The sequence below is a fragment of the Microbispora sp. NPDC049125 genome (genome assembly GCF_040802045.1).
Taxonomy (GTDB): Bacteria; Actinomycetota; Actinomycetes; order Streptosporangiales; family Streptosporangiaceae; genus Microbispora.
The window spans coordinates 93,498-115,298 of record NZ_JBEZDW010000022.1 but is presented as its reverse complement, the minus strand read 5'-3'; the positions used below and the strand labels follow the sequence as shown (position 1 = coordinate 115,298).

At 69.5% G+C, this 21,801-nt stretch carries 25 protein-coding genes; 5 read left to right on the top strand and 20 right to left on the bottom strand.

Annotated elements, in window-relative coordinates; all coding sequences use genetic code 11:
- Positions 1 to 3: 3 nt before the first annotated feature.
- From AB0B72_RS24580 to AB0B72_RS24550, 7 genes are all read right to left on the bottom strand, one after another.
- Positions 4 to 222 (bottom strand): recombinase family protein, encoded by a 219-nt coding sequence (locus AB0B72_RS24580; protein ID WP_367741268.1) that lies wholly within the window; start codon positions 220 to 222, stop codon positions 4 to 6.
- Positions 223 to 1,324: 1,102 nt separating this feature from the next.
- Positions 1,325 to 1,828 carry a hypothetical protein gene (locus AB0B72_RS24575; protein ID WP_367741267.1) on the bottom strand — a complete coding sequence of 168 codons (504 nt, stop codon included), beginning with the start codon at positions 1,826 to 1,828 and terminating at the stop codon, positions 1,325 to 1,327.
- A complete protein-coding gene (locus AB0B72_RS24570; protein WP_367741266.1) occupies positions 1,825 to 2,841 on the bottom strand; it encodes a hypothetical protein in 1,017 nt (338 codons plus the stop codon). The genes AB0B72_RS24575 and AB0B72_RS24570 overlap by 4 nt, the downstream gene beginning before the upstream one ends.
- Before the next feature lie 154 nt (positions 2,842 to 2,995).
- Complete coding sequence (locus AB0B72_RS24565) at positions 2,996 to 4,042, bottom strand: ImmA/IrrE family metallo-endopeptidase (RefSeq protein WP_367741265.1); 1,047 nt, start codon at positions 4,040 to 4,042, stop codon at positions 2,996 to 2,998.
- Positions 4,042 to 4,914, bottom strand: a complete 873-nt coding sequence (locus AB0B72_RS24560) for a hypothetical protein (protein ID WP_367741264.1) — start codon at positions 4,912 to 4,914, stop codon at positions 4,042 to 4,044. Before AB0B72_RS24560 ends, AB0B72_RS24565 begins: the two co-directional genes overlap by 1 nt.
- Positions 4,915 to 5,010: 96 nt before the next feature.
- Positions 5,011 to 5,976 carry a hypothetical protein gene (locus AB0B72_RS24555; RefSeq protein ID WP_367741263.1) on the bottom strand — a complete coding sequence of 322 codons (966 nt, stop codon included), beginning with the start codon at positions 5,974 to 5,976 and terminating at the stop codon, positions 5,011 to 5,013.
- Positions 5,977 to 7,032: 1,056 nt separating this feature from the next.
- Positions 7,033 to 7,317 carry a zinc-binding dehydrogenase gene (locus tag AB0B72_RS24550; protein ID WP_367741262.1) on the bottom strand — a complete coding sequence of 95 codons (285 nt, stop codon included), beginning with the start codon at positions 7,315 to 7,317 and terminating at the stop codon, positions 7,033 to 7,035.
- Between AB0B72_RS24550 and AB0B72_RS24545 the strand changes: the two genes are divergently transcribed.
- A complete protein-coding gene (locus AB0B72_RS24545; RefSeq protein ID WP_367741261.1) occupies positions 7,316 to 8,419 on the top strand; it encodes a hypothetical protein in 1,104 nt (367 codons plus the stop codon). The genes AB0B72_RS24550 and AB0B72_RS24545 overlap by 2 nt on opposite strands.
- An 86-nt stretch (positions 8,420 to 8,505) precedes the next feature.
- Here the strand turns inward: AB0B72_RS24545 and AB0B72_RS24540 are convergent, their stop codons facing one another.
- On the bottom strand, positions 8,506 to 9,039 hold the full coding sequence (locus AB0B72_RS24540) for a PadR family transcriptional regulator (RefSeq protein WP_367741260.1): 534 nt from the start codon (positions 9,037 to 9,039) through the stop codon (positions 8,506 to 8,508).
- 92 nt (positions 9,040 to 9,131) lie between these two features.
- On the opposite strand from AB0B72_RS24540, the gene AB0B72_RS24535 reads away from it, so the two are divergent.
- Positions 9,132 to 9,689 (top strand): hypothetical protein, encoded by a 558-nt coding sequence (locus tag AB0B72_RS24535; RefSeq protein WP_367741259.1) that lies wholly within the window; start codon positions 9,132 to 9,134, stop codon positions 9,687 to 9,689.
- Between the two features lie 69 nt (positions 9,690 to 9,758).
- Here AB0B72_RS24535 and AB0B72_RS24530 read toward each other — a convergent pair whose 3' ends face one another.
- The 7 genes from AB0B72_RS24530 to AB0B72_RS24500 form a co-directional block, all read right to left on the bottom strand.
- Positions 9,759 to 10,508: a metallophosphoesterase gene (locus tag AB0B72_RS24530; protein WP_367741258.1), complete on the bottom strand. Its 750-nt coding sequence runs from the start codon at positions 10,506 to 10,508 to the stop codon at positions 9,759 to 9,761.
- A gap of 27 nt (positions 10,509 to 10,535) precedes the next feature.
- On the bottom strand, positions 10,536 to 10,982 hold the full coding sequence (locus AB0B72_RS24525) for an SRPBCC family protein (RefSeq protein ID WP_367741257.1): 447 nt from the start codon (positions 10,980 to 10,982) through the stop codon (positions 10,536 to 10,538).
- 75 nt (positions 10,983 to 11,057) lie between these two features.
- Positions 11,058 to 11,849 carry a helix-turn-helix domain-containing protein gene (locus AB0B72_RS24520; RefSeq protein WP_367741256.1) on the bottom strand — a complete coding sequence of 264 codons (792 nt, stop codon included), beginning with the start codon at positions 11,847 to 11,849 and terminating at the stop codon, positions 11,058 to 11,060.
- A gap of 121 nt (positions 11,850 to 11,970) precedes the next feature.
- Positions 11,971 to 12,723 carry an SDR family NAD(P)-dependent oxidoreductase gene (locus AB0B72_RS24515; protein WP_367741255.1) on the bottom strand — a complete coding sequence of 251 codons (753 nt, stop codon included), beginning with the start codon at positions 12,721 to 12,723 and terminating at the stop codon, positions 11,971 to 11,973.
- Between the two features lie 28 nt (positions 12,724 to 12,751).
- On the bottom strand, positions 12,752 to 13,327 hold the full coding sequence (locus tag AB0B72_RS24510) for a TetR/AcrR family transcriptional regulator (RefSeq protein WP_367741254.1): 576 nt from the start codon (positions 13,325 to 13,327) through the stop codon (positions 12,752 to 12,754).
- Between the two features lie 39 nt (positions 13,328 to 13,366).
- Positions 13,367 to 14,215 (bottom strand): ABC transporter permease, encoded by an 849-nt coding sequence (locus AB0B72_RS24505; RefSeq protein ID WP_367741253.1) that lies wholly within the window; start codon positions 14,213 to 14,215, stop codon positions 13,367 to 13,369.
- 9 nt (positions 14,216 to 14,224) lie between these two features.
- Entirely contained in the window at positions 14,225 to 15,088 is an 864-nt protein-coding gene (locus AB0B72_RS24500; RefSeq protein WP_367741252.1) for an ABC transporter ATP-binding protein, read from the bottom strand.
- Between the two features lie 131 nt (positions 15,089 to 15,219).
- Here AB0B72_RS24500 and AB0B72_RS24495 point away from each other — a divergent pair, with 131 nt between their 5' ends.
- From AB0B72_RS24495 to dnaN, 3 genes are all read left to right on the top strand, one after another.
- A complete protein-coding gene (locus AB0B72_RS24495) occupies positions 15,220 to 16,716 on the top strand; it encodes a sensor histidine kinase (protein WP_367741251.1) in 1,497 nt (498 codons plus the stop codon).
- Positions 16,707 to 17,354: a response regulator gene (locus AB0B72_RS24490; protein ID WP_367741250.1), complete on the top strand. Its 648-nt coding sequence runs from the start codon at positions 16,707 to 16,709 to the stop codon at positions 17,352 to 17,354. Before AB0B72_RS24495 ends, AB0B72_RS24490 begins: the two co-directional genes overlap by 10 nt.
- Before the next feature lie 82 nt (positions 17,355 to 17,436).
- Positions 17,437 to 18,528, top strand: coding sequence for a DNA polymerase III subunit beta (gene dnaN, locus AB0B72_RS24485; protein ID WP_367741249.1), 1,092 nt, complete (start codon positions 17,437 to 17,439; stop codon positions 18,526 to 18,528).
- 24 nt (positions 18,529 to 18,552) lie between these two features.
- On the opposite strand, the gene AB0B72_RS24480 is transcribed toward dnaN, so the two are convergent.
- The 5 genes from AB0B72_RS24480 to AB0B72_RS24460 all read right to left on the bottom strand — a co-directional run bounded on the left by AB0B72_RS24480 (position 18,553) and on the right by AB0B72_RS24460 (position 21,796).
- Positions 18,553 to 19,242, bottom strand: a complete 690-nt coding sequence (locus tag AB0B72_RS24480) for a FadR/GntR family transcriptional regulator (protein ID WP_367741248.1) — start codon at positions 19,240 to 19,242, stop codon at positions 18,553 to 18,555.
- Positions 19,243 to 19,339: 97 nt separating this feature from the next.
- Positions 19,340 to 20,665: a helix-turn-helix domain-containing protein gene (locus tag AB0B72_RS24475; RefSeq protein ID WP_367741247.1), complete on the bottom strand. Its 1,326-nt coding sequence runs from the start codon at positions 20,663 to 20,665 to the stop codon at positions 19,340 to 19,342.
- A 132-nt stretch (positions 20,666 to 20,797) separates the two neighbouring features.
- Positions 20,798 to 21,328 carry a PH domain-containing protein gene (locus tag AB0B72_RS24470; RefSeq protein WP_367741246.1) on the bottom strand — a complete coding sequence of 177 codons (531 nt, stop codon included), beginning with the start codon at positions 21,326 to 21,328 and terminating at the stop codon, positions 20,798 to 20,800.
- Complete coding sequence (locus AB0B72_RS24465) at positions 21,325 to 21,501, bottom strand: hypothetical protein (protein ID WP_367741245.1); 177 nt, start codon at positions 21,499 to 21,501, stop codon at positions 21,325 to 21,327. The genes AB0B72_RS24470 and AB0B72_RS24465 overlap by 4 nt, the downstream gene beginning before the upstream one ends.
- Positions 21,502 to 21,577: 76 nt before the next feature.
- A complete protein-coding gene (locus tag AB0B72_RS24460) occupies positions 21,578 to 21,796 on the bottom strand; it encodes a hypothetical protein (protein ID WP_367741244.1) in 219 nt (72 codons plus the stop codon).
- Between the last annotated feature and the right edge of the window lie 5 nt (positions 21,797 to 21,801).

Here is a 21,801-nt window from a genome sequence, read left to right as displayed (position 1 = left end):
ATGTCAGGAAGGACCGCTACTGATGGTGGGTCCGACGAAGTGACGAACCAGGGCGGCGGCCCACCGGATGCCGAACGGCTCAGGGCTGACGGCGGTGGGCCGGCCGCCCTTGCGGCCGTGGGCGGCGGCGGCCGCAAGGCCGTCCAGGGTTCGCTCGCGGATCAGGTCGCGCTCCATCTCGGCGGCCATCGCCGCGACCATGAACAGCATCTTGTCGGCCACGGTTTGCCCGCCGGGCCGGTGCAGGCCGGCGCAGATCCCAGAAAGGATGTGCAGGTTGATCCCGCGCGGGCTAGGTTCGGCGGCCCGGCTGGCCGACTTCGGCGGAGCTCGAGCTGCGCTGACCGAGTCGGTCCGCCTGCAGCTCGCGCATCCCGCTGACGGCCTCTATTGAGTTCGCCGCGGTCCCGCAGGCGATTGGGTTGACCTTGCTGGCGGCGCTGTGCTGGACATGCAGACCGAGATGATGGATGGGCTGGTGGAGCTGGTGGTCCAGCTCGTGCAAGAGATCAAGGGGTGATCGGAGAAGAAGGTCGAAAACGAGCTCAGCAGCGAGTTCGGGTGCACGGCAAGAACGGCATCCTCGTCCGCCTGGCCGAGGCCGAGCTGGAATGGCCCGGCGCAACCTACTCCCCCTCGCTGCCGGGCGCACTCGACGGCGACGGCCTGCCCCGCCACCGCGGCGGGCACCCACGTGCATTTCCCCCGGCAACGCCAACATCGCGCTCTTCCCCCAGCTCAGTCGAGCTTGGCCTTCTCGGGGTTGGCAGGCAGCCGCGTCGTCGGAGACGCCGCACTGTCCATCGTTGCCACATGAGGCGGCGGTATCCGAATCGGTAGATGACCGCGAACTCTAGGCGAGCGACGATTTGATCGACGTCCCGGGGGCCGACATCGCCGAGAACCATTGCTGCGGCGGTCGTCACGGGTGGCGCCTGCCAAGCGGCTATGCATGCAGGTGAGACGCGAGCGCTGAGCTCCTTCAGGCAGGAGTCGAAGACCTTGCTGACGGCCTGGCTCTCGGCGGCGACCCAGGCTTTCGATTCGGCGAGCTGTTCTTGCAGGGTATGTCCGTGGTTGGCGAGCGCCGACAGCGTGGCGGGCTCGTCATCCGTGCGCCGCCGGATCCGGTAGGGATATTCGGCCCAAGCTACAAGGCAGCGGACCACCTGTGCGTAGCGGTCACGCCGGACGGCGGCGTTGGCCCGCGCGTTGCCCAGGAGGGTACCGAGCACTCCGGCGAGCACGCTCGATCCAAGGACAGCCAGGCCTACCGAGAACAGAGCCGACTGCTCGGGGGCCTGGGCGGTGGCTAAGTGAGTGATCAGCAGCGTCGGACCCATCGGTGTCGTTCCCTACGCATCTCGGGCGTGCGAATACGGTGCGGCGCATCATCGCCGTCACCGTGCGGGGCATCTTCGCACGGCCAGACGTCGGTGCGTCGCCATGCCTCCTCGAACATCAGGTGCCGGTGGATCAGGGTGATGAGCGGCTCCAGGCCGTCCTCGGGCAGCCACCGCAGCGCGGGATCATCGCGGTCGTACTGCAGGCACAGGTCAGTGGGCTCCGAGTTGCGGTGCTTGAAGCGGCGTCCGGCGCTCGAACGCGGGTAGACATGGATCCGATCGCCGGGCGGCATGATCACCAGCCGCACCCGCTCGGCGGGATAGCCGTTGGCGGCGAGTGCGGGCAGGGGCAGCAGGGTCAGTTCGAACACGGCTGCTCCTTGCCATCCGACGCGGCCGGTGGCCTCCGCCACGCCGTACAGGTCGGCGTGGCGGAGGAGGTGTTCGGCTGCCTCGGCGGGATGGTCGAGCGCCGCGGTCACCGGGTACGCCACGACCTCGCCGGCCTGTTCGGCTCGACTCCGCGCCGGGAGGTGACGGCGCGGCCGGTGGAGGTGATGCTGCCGGCCGCCAGCGCGGCCAGCGCCTGGGCAGGCGTCTGCGGAGGTGGTGCCGGGAACGGGTCGCCGAACACGGAGTGCCAGATCTCGATGGCCGCCTCGTGTTCGCCGTCGGCGGCCAGGCTGAGGGCCTCCCTGCCGCATGCCGCCGCCGTCGCGAAGACCTCGCTGTAGGCCTTCCGGTCGGCCGACGTCCACTCCTCGGCCAGGTCGTCGGCCCCGGTCGGGTCCATCACCTGTCCCCTCACCGCCGTGGCCGCGTGCTCGAAGAAGGCCACCATGGCGGTCGCGTGCGCCATCTTCTTGGTGATCGCCCCGAAGCACAGCGACTCGATGACCAACCCGCACAGGTCCTGCAGCTGCGGCTTATCGCTCTTGAACGCCTTGCCCATACGAACTTGGTGAACGAATACGCCCCCGGTCGCCTGGTTGCGCTCGGCTACCACCCGGCGCAGGGTGCGGGTGTTGGATCGCTCCCAGCGGTCGAGCTCCCGGTCGGCGATGAACACGTCCTCGCCCCCGTCGGCATCGGCGAAGGCCGGGACCAGGTCCACGGTGAAGCTGCAGTCGGGGAAGGTGACCTGCAGTGCGTGGGCGGGCTTGTCGTCGACGTCGAAGCGGGCATCCGACCAGTGCTTCTCGATCTCGCGGCGGAGCTGGGCCATCGCGGCCGCGGGCCCGTCTTTGCCCGGGCCGAACCATGCTGCGCGGAATTCCTCGCTCAGAACGATGACCATGTCGACGTCCTTCAGCGGCTTGGGCATGGTCTTGCGGGCGAAGCTGCCCTGCAGGAACGTGGAGGAGGCGATCCCCGCTCCCGTGAGGACGTCGGTGATCTCCTGGTGACGGTCCATCGCCTTGTTTCGTTCGGCAGGATCGAGATTGAGCTCGGTGTCGAAGTGGCTGAAGGCCGCCGGGGTAGTTGTCAGATCCATGAACTCTTCCGTGTGTCCTCTTCCGCCGACCTACGGTGCGAGGTGGGCGTCGTCGGCGTTGGCGTGTCACCTGGTGCGGCCGCGCAGGATCGGGGCCTCACACCAAGGACAGACGACCTAATTCAGCTCACTCGCCACACCAGGCAGAGAAATCTCAGGAACACTCGGAGCAGAACGCCGACCCGCCCGGGAACATCGAGGCGGGCAACCGCTGGAAGCAGCGAGGACAAGTCTGTTCGCGCACCCTGGGCGGACACTGGCACCGCTGGCACTCCGGGCAGGGGGGACGTCCGCATCCCCGGCATCGGGCGTCGAAAGAGAAGAACTCGTGGCCGCATTCGGTGTGCTCGCACACCCAGCCCGGAGCCACCGGTCCTGGGGCGGAAGAGGAAGGCGAGAAGTTCAGCCACGGCGCACCGTCGGTGACTGCCATCAGGAGGAGATAGCCGCCCATGGGCACAACCTGCGCATACAGGTCATCGCCATGAATACCGTCGCGGTACCGTACGCGAGTACGTCCAGTGGCACGTCCGGACCCGGCCAAGGCCTCGCGGACCGTACCGATGTCGCCCTGCGCGCTACCGCGGGCGATGGGAGGAAGGCCGACGCTGGCGGCGAAGGACACCTTGCCGTCCCCGTCCAGCAGCGCGACGTGTCCTGGGCTCGAGAGACGTTGCGCGGCCCGAACACACGCGGCGGCCCGCGAGGCCACCGACGTCTGCCATAGATCCACGATTTGAGCGGCGGTCGGGCCGCGGGTGCCGACGAACCGGTCGACCAGCGAGGTGGGTAAAAGGATCTCGGCGGCGAAAGCGTCACACGCCGCGTCTTCCAGCGTGATCCCGGCGTCAGACTGCTCCAGCAGCAAGTCGGCCAGCGTCGTCTGAGTCTGCTGGAGATGGTGACCGAACTCGTGCAACACAGTGAACGCCCGGCGGCCGGCGCTGGCAGAGGTCGCTACCCCCAACACGGGCGGCACCGCGTCATAGATGTATACCCCGGCCACGCTGCATTCCGAGTTACCGGAATGGCTATCGGTTGCTGCCTCGGGGACCAGCCGCACTTCGAGATCGACGAACGTCGACAACGCGGCGAAAGGGTCGGTGCCGAGTCGCGTGGCCGCTCCGGGAGAGACCTGCTCCAGCACCCGCAGCATCGCCGCCACCTGGGCGTCGACCAGCTCACGCAGCACGAGCGGCATCAGCCCTCCAAGGTCGCCTGGAAGTAGCGGTCGATGCGTTCCTCCCATGCCGGCTCTCGGGACAGGCCGGTCTGGCGCGCCGCTTGCGCGTTCACCCCGTAGGTCGCCGCCAGCCAGGCGCTGTGCTCGGTGATGCCCCGTTGCCGGGCCAGTCGTACCACTTGCGCCCGGCGATGTGGCCTGCTCATTTGCGCCATCAATCCCGCTGGTGGTGGAGCGTTAGCCTCTAACACCTCCTGCTCGCTGATGCCCAGCATTGGCGCCAGCGCTGCCGCCTCTGCATCCGACACGGGAACTTGTCCCCGTCGCAGCGCCAGCGCTCGCTGTGGCGTGACGTCCAGCGTATCGACCAGCTGTTGCGGGCTGACGGAGGCCGAAGCTAGCAGGCGGGCGAGCTCTCCCGTCCCCGAGGGTGCCCACGTCGCTTCGGCGAACACATGCATGGCATCGTCCAGCCTGGCCCGTTCGTCATGCCGAGGATCGACGGGGCTGACCGGGTCGCTGCCACACCGGGCGCCTTCGACGATCGCGGCGACCTCCCATCCCGATCGCGATACGTCCACTGCGACGGTCCCGATCTGACGGTCGAGGACACACATGGGAATCCGGCGTGCCAGATCCGACCAGGCGACCAGCGCCACGGCGAGCGAGGTTTGATCAGGCGCGAGTACGAGCGTCCGCGCGTCGGCGTGCCGGCCATCCAGCGAGATCGGCATGGCGACGACGGCGTCGTCCACCTCCACGATCAGCAGCAGTTCGACTACCTCATGCCAGCGTGCCCGCCACAGCTGGGCGGGAGCCGGGTCATCAGGCTCGGCCTGGACCAACGCTCGGACCTCGTTGGGTATCCGGACCGCGCCGACTGCGGCCATGAGCCGACCCAGCCCCTGCTCTCCATCTCGTCCCACCGACGACATGCTGCCCCTCCGCTCGACCTCGCGCCACCTCTGTCCCTATCGACAGACGACCTAACCCGGGTCGTCGAGTCCGCCGCACAACTCCACCAACGCCATCACCACCATGTCATGGTCGGCGTCGTCCACAGTGGCCAGGCGCAACTGTCCGATGAGCGCCTCCCCTATCGCAGCAGCCTGGGCCCGTCCCGTTCCCAGAACCTCCTTCCATCGACTCCGCTGACCGAGGATCGGCACCAACCTGCGCTCCTCCGGCGACAGCAGCCCGAACAGCTCACGTGCCCGCACGCCAACATCGACGGCGTCAACCCGCTCGGGTTGATCATTCTGATCCTCGAAGGGCACGAAGTTCGGCTCACGAAGCAACCGAAAACGCTGTTGCACAACCCGAGCAAGATCTTCGATGTATACAGCCCCCTGAGCCGCCTCGAGGACCGCTTCTACGACCGTCAGGAGAGTCTCCGTGGTCGCACGCGGGGTCTTACCGGAATGGTTCCACCGAGTGATCTCCACGCCGCGCACGCCGAAGGCGGCGCGCTCCAAGGTCGCGAGATCACCTTGCCATCTAGTAGGGGGCCCACTGGCCAGCATCCAGCAGTCTTTTGCAATGGGATGGAACCGCTCGTCGGCTTCAAAGAGCGTCTGCAGCCTTCGCCGGAGTTGGCCACGGGCGGTGCCCTTGGCCTGGTCCTTGAGGAAGTTCTCGATCGTGGCCAGCAGCAGCCGTTCTAGGGATGGCCCACCCGTGGCCCGGAGGTAGCAGTTGAGAAGGAACTTGTGTCCCTGTCCGGGATTGTCTCGATCTTCCCGGTCGAACATGTCGGCGAGCAGGTGGTCGACGGCGTCGTCGCTCCACCAGGTGTAGCCCTCAGGCGGCGGGAAGTTGGTCCGTAAGGATCGCGTGCATTGGCGTCCCATCTGCTGCAGTAGCGCCACGGTCGCCGGGCCTGGCTGACCATGGTTCAGCTCTACCAGGGCGGCCTCGGCGGTAGTGCCTGTGGCCAGCTCGTCAGACGCCATACTCGCCTCGCCATTCGTCGTAGATCCAGCGAACTCCGCACCCGCAGGGCGCTTCGGCAGGCGAGAACCGCGAGGCTCACGAAGGGTGTTGGTCCGGGCATGCCGAAGAAACACAAGTTGTGGAGTTCGCCATCGCTGACACCACTACATGTTGTGGTTCTACGCTAGGAGCCCGTATCTCTGGCATGCAACCGCAAACGGTGGTCTCCAAGAAAGAGCCAGCTCATCGCCTACGGAACAGAAACTCGGGCGTGTCGCGGGGAACCAGGCCGCAGATCATGATCGCGGCTTTCGAGAGCTGCGCGCCGCTCGTCTGGCGCGCGGCTGCACTCCTTGATTGGTCTGGCCCCAAGGTGAGCGGCTCAGTAGGGGCTCCTCGCCTGATCGTCCCGTCCACTGGCTGGGATGCGAGTCGCCAGGTAGCCGGCGTGGCGGGAAAAACGCCCTTCGGCCGCCCAAGGGCCTCGATTCACCCTCTTGCACCAAAACTTGTTCGCCTCGTGCTGGCGATACGGCGGCGGCCACGATAGCCTCCGCGCAGGAGGCAACTCCGATGAGCCTTAAGCCCCGCCCGAGCGCGGGGCCTTCGTGCATCTACGGCAGCGGCACCCAGCAGTGCCGGTGAACGACACGATTTGCGATCCGCTGTCGCAAGGCCGCATCTGCGCGCCTCAGGCGGGTTGTGGCAGATGATCCACCGCCGAGCGAGGGTGCCGTCCAGCTTGACCTCCTTGATCCGGAGGTTATCGGCGATCTCGGTGTAGCGACCTTGGCGGGCGAGCCCTGCTTGGCCCGGGCGCTGCCCTCGCGCATCTTGATCCAGATGGTGAAGTGCCCGCTGGCACGTATCAGATAGGTCAGGTTGTCGGCGGAGAAAAGCCGGGGTCGACCACAGTGACCGCCTGGCCCAGCCGTCGGTGCTGCCGACGGAGATCACGCGAGGAAAATGCCAAATCGGTGAGACAAATCAGCCGCCAAACGCTTGAGACAGGATCAAGCTTTGCAGGTCACCGACGCGCCGTATGCCATGAGCTTTGAGACCCTACAGAGAGCCGGTCAGGAATGGACGACCACCATCTTGCCGCCGGCTTCGCCGGCCTCCATCACGCGATGCGCCTCGCGTATCTCCTCGAAGCGGAACACCCGTGACGGCTTCGCGTTCAGGCGGCCGTAGACCGGCCGGGCCGCCTGGATCAGCCGGTGGTGCCGCCCGTGCCTTCGTCGTGTTCCCGCCCGCCACCAGCCGTACCTCTGGGATGGCGGCTGCGCGGGCCGTCGATGGTGGACGAGTAGCTCAAAGGTGACGATGCGGTCATCGATCGCCCAATAGCATCGCCCCATGCGTCTCACCCGCGGTCTGGTCGCCGTCATTTCCGTGTTGTCCGTCCTACCGGCGTGGGCCTCCGCGGCCTCGGCCGCCCCCTCCGCCGAGGGTCGTGCAAGCACGCGGCCCGCGTCGGCCCCCGGCAACCCGAGCGGGCGGGCCGTCGTGCCTCCCGAGGCGCGGGCCGTGAACACGTCCCGCCCGACGCGGGTGGTGGGGAACGGCACGCCCGGCAGCTGCACCTCCCAGGCGGTCGTCTCAGCCGTCGCCAAGGGCGGGATCATCACCTTCTCCTGTGGCCGGAAGCCGGTGACGATCAAGATGAGGGCCACCGCCAAGGTGCGGAACGTCAGCGCGCGCGTCGTGCTCGACGGAGGCGGGAAGGTGACGCTGAGCGGCGGCGGCACCCGGCGCATCCTCTACATGAACACCTGCGACAAGGCCCAGGGGTGGACGACGTCGCACTGCCAGGACCAGGAGCGGCCCCAGCTCGCCGTGCAGAACCTGACGCTCGCCGACGGCAACTCCACCGGTCAGCGGGCCGAGGGCGGAGGCGGCGGTGCGATCTTCGTACGGGGCGGCCGGTTCAAGGTGGTCAACTCCAGGTTCGTACGCAACCGCTGCGACTCCACCGGCCCCGACCTGGGCGGAGCGGCCATCCGCGTGCTCGACCAGTCACGCGACCTGCCGGTCTACGTCGTGCACAGCACGTTCGGCGGGGCGGCCGGCCAGGGCGGCGTCTGCTCCAACGGCGGCGCGCTGAGCAGCATCGGGGTGTCCTGGGTCGTGCTCAACAGCGTCATGACGCACAACAGGGCGATCGGCCGGGGCGCCAACCCGGCCAAGGGCGGCACTCCGGGCGGCGGCAGCGGGGGCGCGATCTACACCGACGGCAACCGGTTCACCGTGCGGATCGCCGGATCGGTCATCCAGGACAACCAGGCCAGGGAGGGCGGCGGCGCCGTCTTCTTCGTCAGCAACGACCGCACGGGTACGCTGGCGATCGAGGGCTCGACGCTGCGCCGCAACCGCAGCGCGGGGTTCGAGACGGCCGGCTTCCCCGGCATCTTCTTCCTCGGCGCCGGCAAGCCGAAGGTGGTCTCCTCCTCGCTGAAGTGACCGCGGCCGCTCCGGCGGTCAGCCCCGGCCTCAGTGCGGCCGGTCAAGGCGCGGGCGAGGTACGGGCGGTCTACGGCTGTGGGCGGTCAACGGCTGTGGGCGCCGAGGCTCGCCACCCGGTCGGCCGCCCACTCGGCCCACTCGCGCTGCATCGCGGTGAAGCGCAGCCCCCACTCCAGGGCCATGCTCCCGTAGACGTGCAGCGCGTCATCGCCCTGGTTCACCGTCTCGCGCAGTTCGAGCAGCTCGTCACGGGTCTGCTCCGCCCGGGCCGCCCGCTGCTCCAGGAACCGCCTGGCCTCCTCGGGCCCGAGCTGGTCGAGGAAGAAGACGCGGAGCAGCATGTCGTTGCGCCGCAAGGGCTGGGGCTCGACCTCGGTCAGCCAGTGGCGCAGCTCGGCCCGTCCCTCCTCGGTGATCGCGTACTCCTTGCGGCCGCGCGGGCCCTCGGCTGAGACCTCGATCTGGCCGGTGTCCGCCAGGCGGCTCAACTCGGCGTACACCTGGCTCTGCGTCGCCGACCACACGTTGTTCAGGGAGCTCTCGAAGATCTTCAGCAGGTCGTAACCGCTTGCGGGGCCGCCGGCCAGAAGGCCGAGCATGCTGTGACGGAGGCTCATGTGACAAGCCTATCTTCCTACGTTGACATGTCATTACAGGACGTTCTAAGTTCGACATGTCAATCATGGAATGTCCTGTGAAGGAACCCCCCATGCTCCGGTATCTGCGCACCTTTCTTCCTTGGATCGCCTTCGCCGTGCTGAGCACGAACGGGGAGGCCAGGTACGGCGCGGCCGCCGGGCTCCTGCTGTCCCTCCTGTTGCTGGCCGGCGACCGGCGCGGCGGGCGGGGCTGGGACGAGCTCGTGATCGAGGTGAGCTCCGCGGTCTTCTTCGCCGGGCTGACGGCCGCCGCGCTCACCGTCTCGCCCGCGCCCTTCGGCGAATACGGCCCAGCGGTTTCCGTGGGGTGGCTCGCCCTGACCGCGTGGGGTTCGCTGGCGATGCGCAGGCCGTTCACCCTGGGCATCGCCCGCCGGACGACCCCGGAGGATGTGCACTCGACGCCGCTGTTCTACCGGGTGAACGCTGTGATCACGGCCGTCTGGGCGGCGGCCTTCACGCTGAACGCCCTCGTCCTGGCGTTGCTGTTCGCCGTGGCCCCTCAGGCCACGGCCGCGATCGTCACCGTCAAGATCTGCGGGTTCGTCCTGCCCGCTCTCTTCACCATCCGTTATCCGCAGATCGTCCGCGCTCGTCACACCGTCTGATCGGAGCGCCTCATGCGGCCTCCTCGCTCCCGGCCCCGGATGAGTGGCCGCCAGACGAGTGATCCGCGATCAGGGCACGGGACGGAAGTGCGTGGTGATCCGGCCGTCGTGGAGCACATGGACGGCGATGGCCGGGGGCAGGCCGAGGTCGACCGGCGGCCGGGCGGTCGTCTCGGACGGCAGCAGCGCCGTGCTGGCCACCCCGGGCGCGACCAGCAGCGGCAGCCCCGCGAAAGTGGTGGCGGCCGCGGTGTGCGCGTGGCCGGCCAGGACGGCCACCACGTGCGAGTGCCGTTCCAGGACCTCCCGAAGCCGCTCGGCCCGTCCGAGCCTGATCTCGTCCACGTACGGGATGCCCAGCTCGACCGCCGGATGGTGCATGCCGACCAGCGCGGGGACGCCGGGGGTGGCGGTGAGCACGGAGTCGAGCCAGTTGACGGTGTCGTCGTCGAGGTCGCCGTCGTCGCGGCCGGGAATGCTGGAGTCGCAGAGCGCGATGGTCGCGGCGGGAAGGTTCAGCGCCTGGTTGACCGGGTGGTCGCCGTCCTGCTCCAGCAGCACCTTGCGGAGGTTCCCCCGGGTGTCGTGATTGCCGGGACACAGCACGAGCGGCACGTCGCCCCCGGCGGTCAGCTCGCGGACGATCTCATACTCCTCCACCGCCCCGTGGTCGGCGATGTCCCCGGTGAGGAGGATCGCGTCGGGCCGCAGCGAACGAGCGTAACCGAGCGCCCGAGCAGCTCGCGCGGTGTTCCGCTCGTCACCGTCGATGTGGATGTCGCTGACGTGGGCGAGCACGACCATGGGATCTACCTCCACAGTTTGGAGCTCCAGCTTCTCACGGGCTCACGAGGAACGCGCCGGCAACCGCTCCGCCAAGATCCGCGCTCGGGCGAGCTGGACCTTGCGGGCCTGTCCGGCGGCGTACGCGATCAGGAACCACGGGGCGGACAACTCCAGCCGGTCGTCGACGCGGGTTCCGGCGCCGTCCGGGGCCATGTCGAAGCGGTACGACATCCGCACCCCGCCGGGGCTCCTCACCTCGCCGCGGACCGAGAGGGCGGAGGCGTGCAGGGTCACCCGGATGGGGTTGTCGTGCGTGATCAGACCGAGGAACCGGAACCGCTCGACGGCGGTGTACCGGATCACGCCGGGCTCCGGCGTGTCCACGTCTTTCACCGCCACCACGAGGGGTGACAGGCCGACGTAGCTCTCCGGCGTGGTGAGGTGCGCGAACACCGTCTCAGGAGCGGCGTCGATCGCGAAAGTATGAGCGAGCACCCTCGTGGGCACCGTGGCCTCCCCCGGAAAACATGATGTCTTGCCGGAATTGTGGCAGCACAGGGCACCGAATAGGGAATAGCCCAATCACGAAGAGGCGTCGCGCAGGAACGCCGCGGTCGTGGGGTCGGCGGGGTAGAACGACTCGATGGCCAGCTCGGAGACGGTGACGTCGAGAGGCGTCCCGAAGGTCGCGACGATGCTGAAGAACGACAGCTCACGCCCGCCCCGGCGGATCCTCAGGGGTATCAGGATGTCGCCGGGGCTGGGCACCTCCACCTCGGGCTCCGGCTGGTCGCAGGGGTAGCCGCGCAGCTCCGCGTACAGGCCGGCCAGACCGGGGTCGGCGGTGAGCGAGATCTGGCGCTTGAGCCGTCCCAGCAGGTGCGCCCGCCACTCGCCGAGGTTGACGATGTGGGGGGCGAGGCCCTCAGGGTGGAGGCTCGCCCGCAGCACGTTGCCGAGCAGGTCGGGGTCGATGCCCTCGGCGAGCAGCCCGATGCCGGCGTTGGCGTCCACCATGTTCCACCCCCGGTCGACCACCAGAGCGGGGTAGGGATCATGGGCGCTCAGGAGCCTGCGGATCGCGTCGCACACGGCCGCCATCCGCGGCGAGTCGAGCGCCGACTCGGCGTACACCGGCGCGTAGCCGGCGGCCAGCAGCAAGGCGTTGCGTTCACGCAGGGGGATGTCGAGGTGCTCGGCCAGGTGGAGCGCCATGTCGCGGCTGGGGTTGGCCCGCCCGGTCTCGAGGAAGCTGAGATGCCTGCTGGAGACCTCCGCCTGCACGGAGAGGTCGAGCTGGCTGAGCCGCCGGTGCTCGCGCCACTGCCGGAGCAGCTCGCCGAAGGGCCGCTGGTAGATCTGAGCCTCTGTCACCCTTCGAAGCTATCCACCGGCCCGGCGCCAGGCGATTACCCGCCAGGTAAGCATCCCGCGTCACGGCGCGGTGGAAGCCGCCACGCCGCCGTCGAGGTGGCCACGACAGGAGGCGAGGCGGTCACGCGGCCACGCCGCCGTCGAGGACGAAGTCCTGGCCGACCGCGAACCCGGCCTCGTCGGACGCCAGCCACAGCACGCTCGACGCGAGCTCCTCCAGCCTGCCGACACGACCGATCGGCACCGACTTCTTGACGCGGGCCGCTCGGGCCGCCTCGTCCTCACCCGGGCGCATCGACATGGGCGTGTCGTGCGGGCCGGGGCTGATCGCGTTGATCCGGATGCCCTCGCGGATGTGGTCGAGGGCCGCCGTCCTGGTGAGCGCGCTGACGGCCGCCTTCGACGCGGCGTACGCCGCCGTGTTCGGCATTCTCCGATGCGCCCCGACGGTCGAGCTGAGGTTGACGATGACACCGCCGCCACGCTCCCGCATCGCCGCGACCTCGTGCTTCATCGACAGGAACACGCCCTTCACGTTGACGTCCATCACGCGTGCCCATTCGGCCTCGTCGAGGGAGGCCACGGTCCCCAGGGCGAACACCCCGGCGTTGTTGACCGCGATGTCCAGCCCGCCGTGCCGGGAGACGATGTCCTGGACCAGCAGGGCCACGTCGGCCGAACGGGTGACGTCGGCCGTCATGAACGACCCGGTCCCGCCCGCCGACTCGATGAGCGCGACCGTCTCCCGGAGCGGCTCCTCGCCGCGGCCGGTCACGACCACCGTCGCGCCCTCACGGGCGAACGCCCTGGCGACGGCGCGCCCGATCCCGCCGCCGCCTCCCGTCACCAGGGCCACCTTGTCAGCGAACCGCATCTTCCCGCTCCTATCTGGACTGATCGTTCTATTTGAGGAGAGCCAGTGCCTGCTCGGTGGCGTCCTGAAGGCGAGCCGGTTCGGGGGAGGCCTTGGCCATGACCCGGAGCCCCTGCATGAGGACCAGGAGCAGCCGGGCGAGCGCCTTCGGGTCCGTGCCCTCCCCGAGCTCGCCCTGAGCGCGGGCCCGGATGAGGGCCGAGGTGAGAGCGGTCTCCAGCTCCGCCCACCTGCCACTGACGAACCTGCCGACCTCCTCGTCCGACGGGAGCATCTCGGCCGCCGCGTTCACGACCAGGCATCCCCGCGCGTCCGCGATCGAGAGCTCGCAGTAGTCCCGGAGAACGGCCCGTACGGCGGGCAGCACCGGCCCTGGCTGGGCGAGCGTCTCGACGGGCGAGGGGTCCCGCAGCTCGGCGTAGCGCCGGAGGGCCTTCATGTACAGGGCGTGCTTGTCGCCGAAGGTGGCGTAGAGGCTCGCGCGGCCGATCCCGAGACGCTCGACGAGGTCCGCCATGGACGTCCCTTCGTAGCCGCGCTCCCAGAACAGCTCCAGCGCCGCCTGGAGGGCCACGTCCGGGTCGAACTCCTTCACCCTCGCCATGAAGCTCATCATACTAGAACGATCGATCCAATTGAAAGGTCATTGCCAGCGGAAGGACCGGGCGGCGACGAGGCCGGCGGCCAGCGCCCACACGGCGAGCACGGCGAGGTGGAGCGCCTGAGGGGCGTGTCCGCCGATGGCGTCGAGCAGGCCCTGACCGAAGGCGCCGCTCGGCGTGAAGTCGCTGATCCTCCGCAGGAGGTCCGGCATCGTCGGCCGGGGCACCCACATACCTCCGAAGAACAGCAGAGGGAACAGCAGGATGGTTCCCGTGCCCTGCACCATCCGGGATCCGGAGGCCACGGCGGCGAGGGCCAGCCCGAGGGCGAACATGGCCAGGCCCCCCAGCGTGAGCACGGCCGCGAACCACCACGGCGCCCCGGGGGCCGGCGCCCGCAGGACGAGGTGGCCCAAGCCCAGCGTCAGGACGGTGGCGACGACCGCCACGGTCGTGTTGAGCGTGAGCTGGACCGCCAGCAGCATGCTCGGACGTACGGGCGTGGTGGACATCCGCCGCAGCACGCCGCGCTCCCGGTAGACGGCCAGTGTGATCGGCAGCGTGCTCAGCGCGAGCGTCATCACCGACAGCAGGACCATCATCGCCGGCAGGTGCGCGTCCACTACGCGCAGGCCGCCGAGCGCGGGGTCGGGCGTGCGGAAGGCGGGGATCGAGGTGCCGAGCACGAGCAGCAGCGCGACGGGCAGCAGCACCGAGAAGAACACCGTGGCGGGCTCACGAAGGAACAGTCGGGTCTCGACGGCGGCCAGCCTGCCGAAACGGGCGGTCGTGGTCATCGGGGTCTCCTTGAAGTCACGACGAGGGGGGTCGCCGGGCGACGGGCGGGTCTCGACGGCGGCCGGCCGGCCGGGACGGGTGGTCGTGGTCATCGGGGTCTCCTACGAGGCGGTGTGGCCGGTCAGGGAGAGGAACGCGTCGTCGAGCGTGGCCCGCTCGACCCGCAGGCCGGACAAGACGGAGGTGGGCAGCACGGCCACCACCGCTCCGAGCAGGTCACCGGATCCTGTGACCACGACCTTGTCGCCGTCCCTGCCGACCGACGCGACCTCGGGCAGGTCGCGCAGGGCCTCGACGGAGGCGGTCGTGCGGAAGACGAGCCGCTCGCTCCCGCCCGACCGCGCCACCAGTCCGGCGGGTGTGTCCACCGCCCTTACGCGGCCTTCGGAGATGACCGCGATCCGGTCGCACAGCCGCTCGGCCTCCTCCATGAAGTGGGTGACCAGCACCACGGTCACGCCGCGGTCCCTGATCCGGGCGATCAGCTCCCAGGTGTCCCGCCGTGCCTGGGGGTCGAGCCCCGCGGTGAGCTCGTCGAGGATCGCGATCCGGGGGGCGCCGACGAGCGCGAGCGCGATCGACAGCCGCTGGCGCTGCCCGCCGGACAGCTTCGCGAACGGGACACTCTCGTCGAGGCCGACCTCGGCGAGCAACTCGCGCCAGTCGGCGGGGTGTGAGTAGAACGAGGCGAACAAGCCGAGCGCCTCCCCGACCCTGATCTTGTCGGGCAGCGAGCAGTCCTGGAGCTGGACGCCGACCTGCTCCTTGAGGTCGGCGTCCACCTGGACCGTCCCCGACGTGGGTGTGCGCAGCCCCGCCACGCACTCGACCGTCGTCGTCTTGCCCGCGCCGTTGCGTCCGACGATCCCGAAGATCTCGCCCTCCTCGACGGAGAACGAGACGTCCTTGACCGCCACCCGCGTCCCGTAGGCCTTGCGGAGGTGTTCCACACTGATGATTGCCATGCCGGCGACGCTAGGAACCGGCGGGCGCGCCGGGAATGCGCCTGGAGACCCGGCCGGGGTGTGCCTACCTCCACCGTTTCCGGGCGTCTGGGAGCAGTGCGCCGCCGTACGGCCTGGCTCAGACTGGGCGCATGGTGCGCAGAACACTTACGGCGCTCGGCGGCGGGACGGCGCTTCTGGGGCTGGCGCTGCTCGGGCAGATCGTCGGCCTCATCACGCTCGCGGGGGTGCTGCTCAGCTTCATGCTGGGCCTCGTCTTCGCGTTCCCCCCGGCCGTACGGCTCGCGCGGGCGACGATCGGACTGCACCGGTCGCTGGTCCTGCGGCTGACGGGCACCCGGATCGACGTCCCGTACCTGCCGGCGCCTCCCCCGCCCGTGCCGCTGCACGACGGGTGGTACCGGGACGGCCGCAAGCTCTACAGGACACCGTTGATCCCCTCGTTCAACCAGCGGCTCAACTGGTTGTTCAAGGATCCCGCGACCTGGCGGGACCTGACCTTCCTGCTCATGAACCTGTGGACAACCGGCCTCGTCGTGGCGGCCCCGGTGCTGCTCGCCGTGTTGGGCGTGGTCCGACTCGTCTCGGGCGATCCTCTCGGCGTGGTCTGGACGGCCCTCGGCGCGGGCGTCGCGCCGTGGTACGCCCCCAGGGCCGTGCGGGCGTATGGGCGGGTGGCCGAGGCGATGCTCGGCCCGACGCGGAAGGCGAGGCTCGCCCAGCAGGTGGACCGCCTGTCCGCCGCGCGTACGGAGGTCGTGGACTCGCAGGCGGCGGAGCTGCGCCGTATCGAGCGTGACCTGCACGACGGCGCCCAGGCCCGCCTGGTGGCCATCGGCATGACGATCGGCGCGGCCGAGGAGCTTCTGGAGACCGACCCGAACGCCGCCAGGGCGTTGCTCGGCCGGGCGCGTGACGCCTCCGCGACCGCCCTCCAGGAGCTGCGCCGGCTCGTGCGCGGAATCCATCCCCCTGTGCTCGCGGAGCGCGGTCTCGGCGACGCCGTGCGCGCCATCGCCCTGGACACCCCGTTGCGCACGCACGTGACCGTCGACCTGCCCGGCCGGCCCGAGGCCCCGATCGAGTCCGCCGCGTACTTCGCCGTGAGCGAGCTGCTCTCCAACGCCGTGCGGCACGGCGGCGCGGGCGAGGTGTGGATCGACATCAGCCACCAAGGGCCGGTCCTGCGCGTCACGACGACCGACGACGGGCACGGCGGCGCGGACGCCTCCCGTGGCACCGGCCTGAACGGCATCGAGCGCAGGATCGGCGCGTTCGACGGGATCCTCGCCGTCAGCAGCCCCCCGGGCGGGCCGACGACGGCCGTGATCGAGCTGCCGAGGGCCTTCGCCGCCCCAAGGCGGTCACCCATCGCCGACTGGCGGACGATCGTCATCGCCATGTGCTGGACGCTCTGCTGGATCCCGCTGTTCCCGCAGGGACTCGTGACGATGGGGCTCAAGCTCGCCGGAGTGCGGGTGAAGTCGTGGTTCCTCGCGATGCACGTGGCCGAGCCCTTCCAATGGCCGGTCATCATCGGCATGATCCTCTTGGGGGGCGCGATGCTCACCACCGGCGTGGTCCTGTCCGCGCGGCAAAGGGAGGCGGAGGTCGGCGTGTGCGCGTAGTGCTGGCGGAGGACCTGCACCTGCTCCGGGAGGGCCTCGTCCACCTGCTCAGGGCGCACGGGTTCGAAGTCGTCGCCGCCGTCGAGTCCGGCCCCGAGCTGCTCGACGCCCTGGTCCGTGAGCGCCCCGACGTCGCCGTCGTCGACGTACGGCTCCCCCCGACCTTCACGGACGAGGGCCTCCAGGCCTCCCTGGAGGCTCGCCGGCTCGTCCGCGGGCTGCCGATCCTCGTGCTGTCGCAGCACGTCGAGCAGTTGTACGCCCGGGAGCTGCTGGCCGACGGCACGGGCGGGATCGGCTACCTGCTGAAGGACCGGGTGTTCAACGGCGATCAGTTCATCGACGCCGTACGCCGGGTGGCCGGCGGGGGCACGGCCATGGATCCCGAGGTCATCGCCAAGCTGCTGGTGAGCAATGCCCGCAGCGAGCCGCTGGCCCTCCTCACACCACGGGAGCGTGAGGTCCTGGAGCTGATGGCCGAGGGCCGGTCCAACGCCGCGATCGGCCAGCGGCTCTATCTCAGTGAGAGCGCGGTCGGCAAGCACACGGCCGGCATCTTCGCCAAGCTGGGCCTGGCGCCCTCCGACGACGACAACCGGCGCGTGCTCGCGGTGCTCGCGTTTCTGAACAGCCGTTAGGGCCCGAACAGCCGTAGGGGCGCGTTCTGTCGGTGGCGCGGGTTACGTTTGGCAGGCGAGTGCGGCGTGAACGGGAGGTCGGATGAAGATCCAGGTGAATCGTGATGTGCTGGCCGACGCGGTGGCGTGGGCGGCGCGCGTGCTGCCGGGCCGTCCCGCGCTTCCCGTGCTCGCCGGCCTGCTGCTGGACGCCGCGGACGATCTGCGGATCTCGGCCTTCGACTACGACGTGTCGGCACGGGCCGACATCGAGGCCGAGGTCGCCGAGCCGGGGCGCGTGCTGATCCCGGGGCGGCTCCTCGCCGAGATCACCCGGAGCCTGCCGGCCCGGCCGGTCGAGATCGTGACCAGCGGTGCCGAGGCGGTGCTGACCTGTGGCAGCGCGGAGTTCGGCCTGCTGACGATGCCGGATGAGGACTTCCCGTCCATGCCGGCGATGCCGCCGAGCATCGGCGTCGTCGGCGGCGGCGTCTTCGCCACGGCCGTGGGCCAGGTCGCCGCCGCCGCGAGCCGCGACGACTCGCTGCCCATGCTCACCGGCGTCCGGGTCGACATCGAGGGCGTGCGGGTGACGATGGCCGCCACCGACCGTTACCGCATCGCGGCCAGGGAGCTGCTCTGGCACCCCGAGCGGCAGGACGAGCGGCGCGGTGTCGTGGTGCCCGCACGGGTGCTCGTCGAGGTGGCCCGCGCGCTGCGGGGCGGGGAGGTGTCGATCGGCATCGGCGACACGGTGGCCGGCTTCGAGAGCCAGGGGCGCACGACGACGGTGCGGCTGATGGACGAGCAGTTCATCGACTACAGCAGCCGGCTCACCCAGCAGTGGCCGACCTACGCCGAGCTGGCGGTGGCCCCGCTCGTGGAGGCGGTCAAGCGGGTGGCGCTGGTCGCCGAGCGTCACACCCCCGTCCGCCTGGCCTTCTCCCAGGGCCAGGTGCTGATCCAGGCAGGAGGCGGCGACATCGGCCGGGGAGCCGAGGTCGTCGAGGCGGACCTGGAGGGAGAGGAGCTCCAGATCGCCTTCCAGCCGCACTTCCTGCTCGACGGGCTCGCCGGGGTCGAGACCGAGCGGGTCCGGATCCACCTCGACTCGCCCACCCGCCCCGCCCTGATCTCGAACGAGGGCGACGACCCCGACTTCCGCTACATGGTGATGTCCCTGCGCCTCAGCTGATCAAAGGCCAGGAGCCTCGCCTGATCAGGAGGTGAGCGTCGGCGACTCGGTGAGGGCGATCAGGATGTGCTCCATGCACGCGTGGCCGGCGCGCTCGGCCGCGGTCGCGTCGCCCGCCGCGATGGCCCTGACTATCGCGTCGTGCGGGATGTAGTTCTGCTCCAGGGAGCCGCCCGCCGCCGCGATGCTCGCCCGCAGGGCGGCCGAGAAGTCGCTGTAAAGGTCGATCAGCACCTGGTTGTGCGTGGCCTCCACCACGGCCACGTGGAAGGCGAGGTCGGTCTCGACGAAGCTCTCGGGGTCGCCGTCCGCCCAGGCCTTCTCCCGCTCGGCCAGTGCCGCCTCGATCGACGAGATGTCCTGGTCGGTGCGCCGGGTCGCCGCGAGCCGGGCCGCCTCCACCTCCAGTGCCCGCCGCACCTCGAGGATCTCGAGCTGCTCGGCCGCCCGCAGCCGCCTGGCCATGGCGCCGGACAGCTCGCTCGTCGCCCGTACGTAGGTGCCGTCCCCCTGGCGGCACTCCAGCAGGCCCGCGTGGGTCAGCGCCCGCACCGCCTCGCGTACCGTGTTCCGGCCGACTCCGAGGTGCTCGGCCAGGACGGTCTCCGTTGGGATCTTGGCATGCATCTGCCAGGAACCCGAGGTGATCTGCTCCTTGAGCTGGTCGATCACCTGGTCCACGAGAGACGCCCGCTGCGCCGTCCGCAGGCTCACGTCAGCCTCCTCTGGGTAACCAGTCATCCGATGATTGAATGACTGGTCGACCCTAATTATTCCAGAGCCCCCAGAACAAATCCGGAGCTCCGGGAGGCTATCGGGCGAGCACCGCCGAGGTCGTGGAGCCCGGTATGTTCACGCGGATTCCCACGGCCTCCAGAGCCCTACGATATGCCCCGGCCTGCCTGTCGATCGCACCGGCCTGTCCCCAGAGGTCTCCCAGCGTCCGCCAGGTGCGCGCGGTGTCGCGTTCGAGGGACACACCGGCGTCGAGCATGTCCTGTGCGCGCTCCAGCGTGGGAACCGCGTCTTCGGACCGTGCCAAAGCGATCTCGGCGAGAACCATGTACGCGGCCGCCGCCGTCGTCCCGCGGCCACCGGCCAGCAGGTTCAGCGCCCGCTCGGCGAGCTCTGTGGCGGATTCCGCGTCACCGGACCGGAATCGGACGTGGCTCAGCACGACGAGACTTCTCGCGTGCTCCTGCTTCTCGGCCGGGAAACCGGCGAGGACGTCGGTGGCGGTCTCGGCCAGCTGGTTGGCTCGATCCAAGTCCGTGTCCTCGGGATCCGCCGCCGTGATCCTCGCCCAGTGCATCGCGATCCGGGCGGATCGCAGGGCCATCCGTGCCGGCCGGCCCGCCGCGAGAGCGTCCTCCGCGAGCTGGACGGCGAGCGCGGAGTCCTCGCCCTCGGCCGCGGTCACGCTCGCCTGCCACAGGGCGAGCACCTCTGAGCTGCGGTCGGTCGCCGTCACCGGTCCGGCCGCGTCCAGCACGCGCTCGACGTACGGCAGGCCGGTCTCGGCCTCGACCAGCGCGAGCGCCAGATCGACCGCCAGCTCACCCTCGACGAATCCGAGCTGCTCGGCCTGTGCGAGCGCGTGAGCGCCCAGGTCACGGGCCCGCAGCCGGTCGCCGGCCCGCTGGTAGCACCGGCACAGCGCGATGGTCAGCGGAAGATCGGCGAGACGCTCGGGGTGTGCGGCGGCCTCGCGGCGCAGCCGTTCGTAGGACTCGACGGCACTTCCGGTGCGCCCCTGCGCCTCCAGTGCCCGCGCCATGCCGAGCCGGGCATGCGCGGCCAGCATGGCGTTGTCCTCGCCCGCCGCCTTGACGATGTCGCCGAACCGGTCACCGGCCACGGCGGGGTCGCCGTGATGCAGCTCCAGCTCGGCGTGCCGGAGACCCAGCTCGGTGTCGATCCGCTGCCGCGGCTCGATACCGTGCAGCAGGAACTCGGTGGTGCAGCCGAGTCGCTCCGCGAGGAGTCGCGCGACGACCGGCGTGGGCGTCCGCTTCCCCGACTCGATGAGGGAGACGTAACTGTCTGACAGGTCAGGCCCGGCTAACTGAGCCTGAGACATGCGCCTGCTTAACCGCAATCCACGGACGCGGTCACCGATGGTTCCCTGACTCGGCATCTGATCTCACAGGGCGGGGGATGGTCAATGGTGTCGCCATAATGGCATGAAGCGACCGAATCGTGTAACCCTCCGTCAAGAATCGCGACGGTGTAGGTTCGATCACGGTACAGAAACTACGGACAGGCGACGTCAGTCGTCGTCCCCGTCCTTGCTGGGGAAGATCATCTGGCAGACCTCGAGGTACAAGGTCTCGGGGTAGGGGATGTGGGGGACGGTGCGCAGGGCCTGGTCCTGGCCGGCCGACTCCATCACGAACTCGCCGTAGCCGAGCATGCGGCCGAGGAGCGAGCGCTGGAAGCTCATGTCGGTGACCTTGGCCAGGGGCATCATCGCGACCTTGCGCGTGATCAGCCCTGTGGTGAGGAGCATGCGCTGTGAGGTGACGACGAAGTAGTCGACCGACCACTCCGCCACTTTCCAGACGAAGCGGATGAGCAGCAGCAGCCAGGCCCACCAGATGAGGACGATCCCCTGGCCCGCTCCGTTGTCGTTCAGGAACTTGCTGAGCACTCCGGCGAGGATCAGTCCGCCGAAGATCTCGGCGACCGGGCGCAGCAGCACGGCGGGATGGCGCCGCACCATGATGACCTGGTGCTCATGGGGGAGAAGGTAACGGTTGACCGACGACGGGGCGGAGTCCCCGTGGGTCACAAGTCTCATGTCAGGCTGGCGAAGAACACTGCCATCTGGTTGGCCGCGCTCACCACTCCGTTGAACGCCCCGTGCACCGTCTGCGCCGCGTCCGTCGGCCGCGACAGAAGGTAGAAGGCCCCGACACCGATGGCCCCCCACTTAAGGATCTTCTTGCCCTGCACTGCCGTCACCACTCCCATGACCTATACATTACCCAGGCGTCCCGTTCGGTAAAGCGGTAAAACGCGAACGGTGTACGCGTCGGACCGGGCGACGTCAGCCGCGTTCCGCGGCGGCGGTGGCCAGCACCCGCAGGTGCTTGCGGGCGATGCGCTCGACCAGTGCGGCGGTCGCGTCGCCGGTGACCTCCAGGGCACCGTGGTGAGCAGCCTGAACGCACCGGGTGACGGTCGCCGGGGGGTGGACCCCGGCGAACTCCTCCCTGAGCAGGGTCTCGAGCTCCTGGTAGTGCTCGTCGCCCGAATGCTGGCTCATCGCTC

Coding starts and splice junctions, on each gene's coding strand:
- AB0B72_RS24460 (WP_367741244.1), bottom strand. CDS start 21,796: ATGAGCCAGCATTCGGGCGACGAGCACTACCAGGAGCTCGAGACCCTG.
- AB0B72_RS24510 (WP_367741254.1), bottom strand. CDS start 13,327: ATGGCGAGGGTGAAGGAGTTCGACCCGGACGTGGCCCTCCAGGCGGCG.
- AB0B72_RS24505 (WP_367741253.1), bottom strand. CDS start 14,215: ATGACCACGACCACCCGTCCCGGCCGGCCGGCCGCCGTCGAGACCCGC.
- AB0B72_RS24495 (WP_367741251.1), top strand. CDS start 15,220: ATGGTGCGCAGAACACTTACGGCGCTCGGCGGCGGGACGGCGCTTCTG.
- AB0B72_RS24545 (WP_367741261.1), top strand. CDS start 7,316: ATGCGTCTCACCCGCGGTCTGGTCGCCGTCATTTCCGTGTTGTCCGTC.
- AB0B72_RS24555 (WP_367741263.1), bottom strand. CDS start 5,976: ATGGCGTCTGACGAGCTGGCCACAGGCACTACCGCCGAGGCCGCCCTG.
- AB0B72_RS24535 (WP_367741259.1), top strand. CDS start 9,132: ATGCTCCGGTATCTGCGCACCTTTCTTCCTTGGATCGCCTTCGCCGTG.
- AB0B72_RS24515 (WP_367741255.1), bottom strand. CDS start 12,723: ATGCGGTTCGCTGACAAGGTGGCCCTGGTGACGGGAGGCGGCGGCGGG.
- AB0B72_RS24465 (WP_367741245.1), bottom strand. CDS start 21,501: ATGGGAGTGGTGACGGCAGTGCAGGGCAAGAAGATCCTTAAGTGGGGG.
- AB0B72_RS24550 (WP_367741262.1), bottom strand. CDS start 7,317: ATGGGGCGATGCTATTGGGCGATCGATGACCGCATCGTCACCTTTGAG.
- dnaN (WP_367741249.1), top strand. CDS start 17,437: ATGAAGATCCAGGTGAATCGTGATGTGCTGGCCGACGCGGTGGCGTGG.
- AB0B72_RS24560 (WP_367741264.1), bottom strand. CDS start 4,914: ATGGCCGCAGTCGGCGCGGTCCGGATACCCAACGAGGTCCGAGCGTTG.
- AB0B72_RS24470 (WP_367741246.1), bottom strand. CDS start 21,328: ATGAGACTTGTGACCCACGGGGACTCCGCCCCGTCGTCGGTCAACCGT.
- AB0B72_RS24570 (WP_367741266.1), bottom strand. CDS start 2,841: ATGGATCTGACAACTACCCCGGCGGCCTTCAGCCACTTCGACACCGAG.
- AB0B72_RS24500 (WP_367741252.1), bottom strand. CDS start 15,088: ATGGCAATCATCAGTGTGGAACACCTCCGCAAGGCCTACGGGACGCGG.
- AB0B72_RS24540 (WP_367741260.1), bottom strand. CDS start 9,039: ATGAGCCTCCGTCACAGCATGCTCGGCCTTCTGGCCGGCGGCCCCGCA.
- AB0B72_RS24565 (WP_367741265.1), bottom strand. CDS start 4,042: ATGCCGCTCGTGCTGCGTGAGCTGGTCGACGCCCAGGTGGCGGCGATG.
- AB0B72_RS24475 (WP_367741247.1), bottom strand. CDS start 20,665: ATGCCGAGTCAGGGAACCATCGGTGACCGCGTCCGTGGATTGCGGTTA.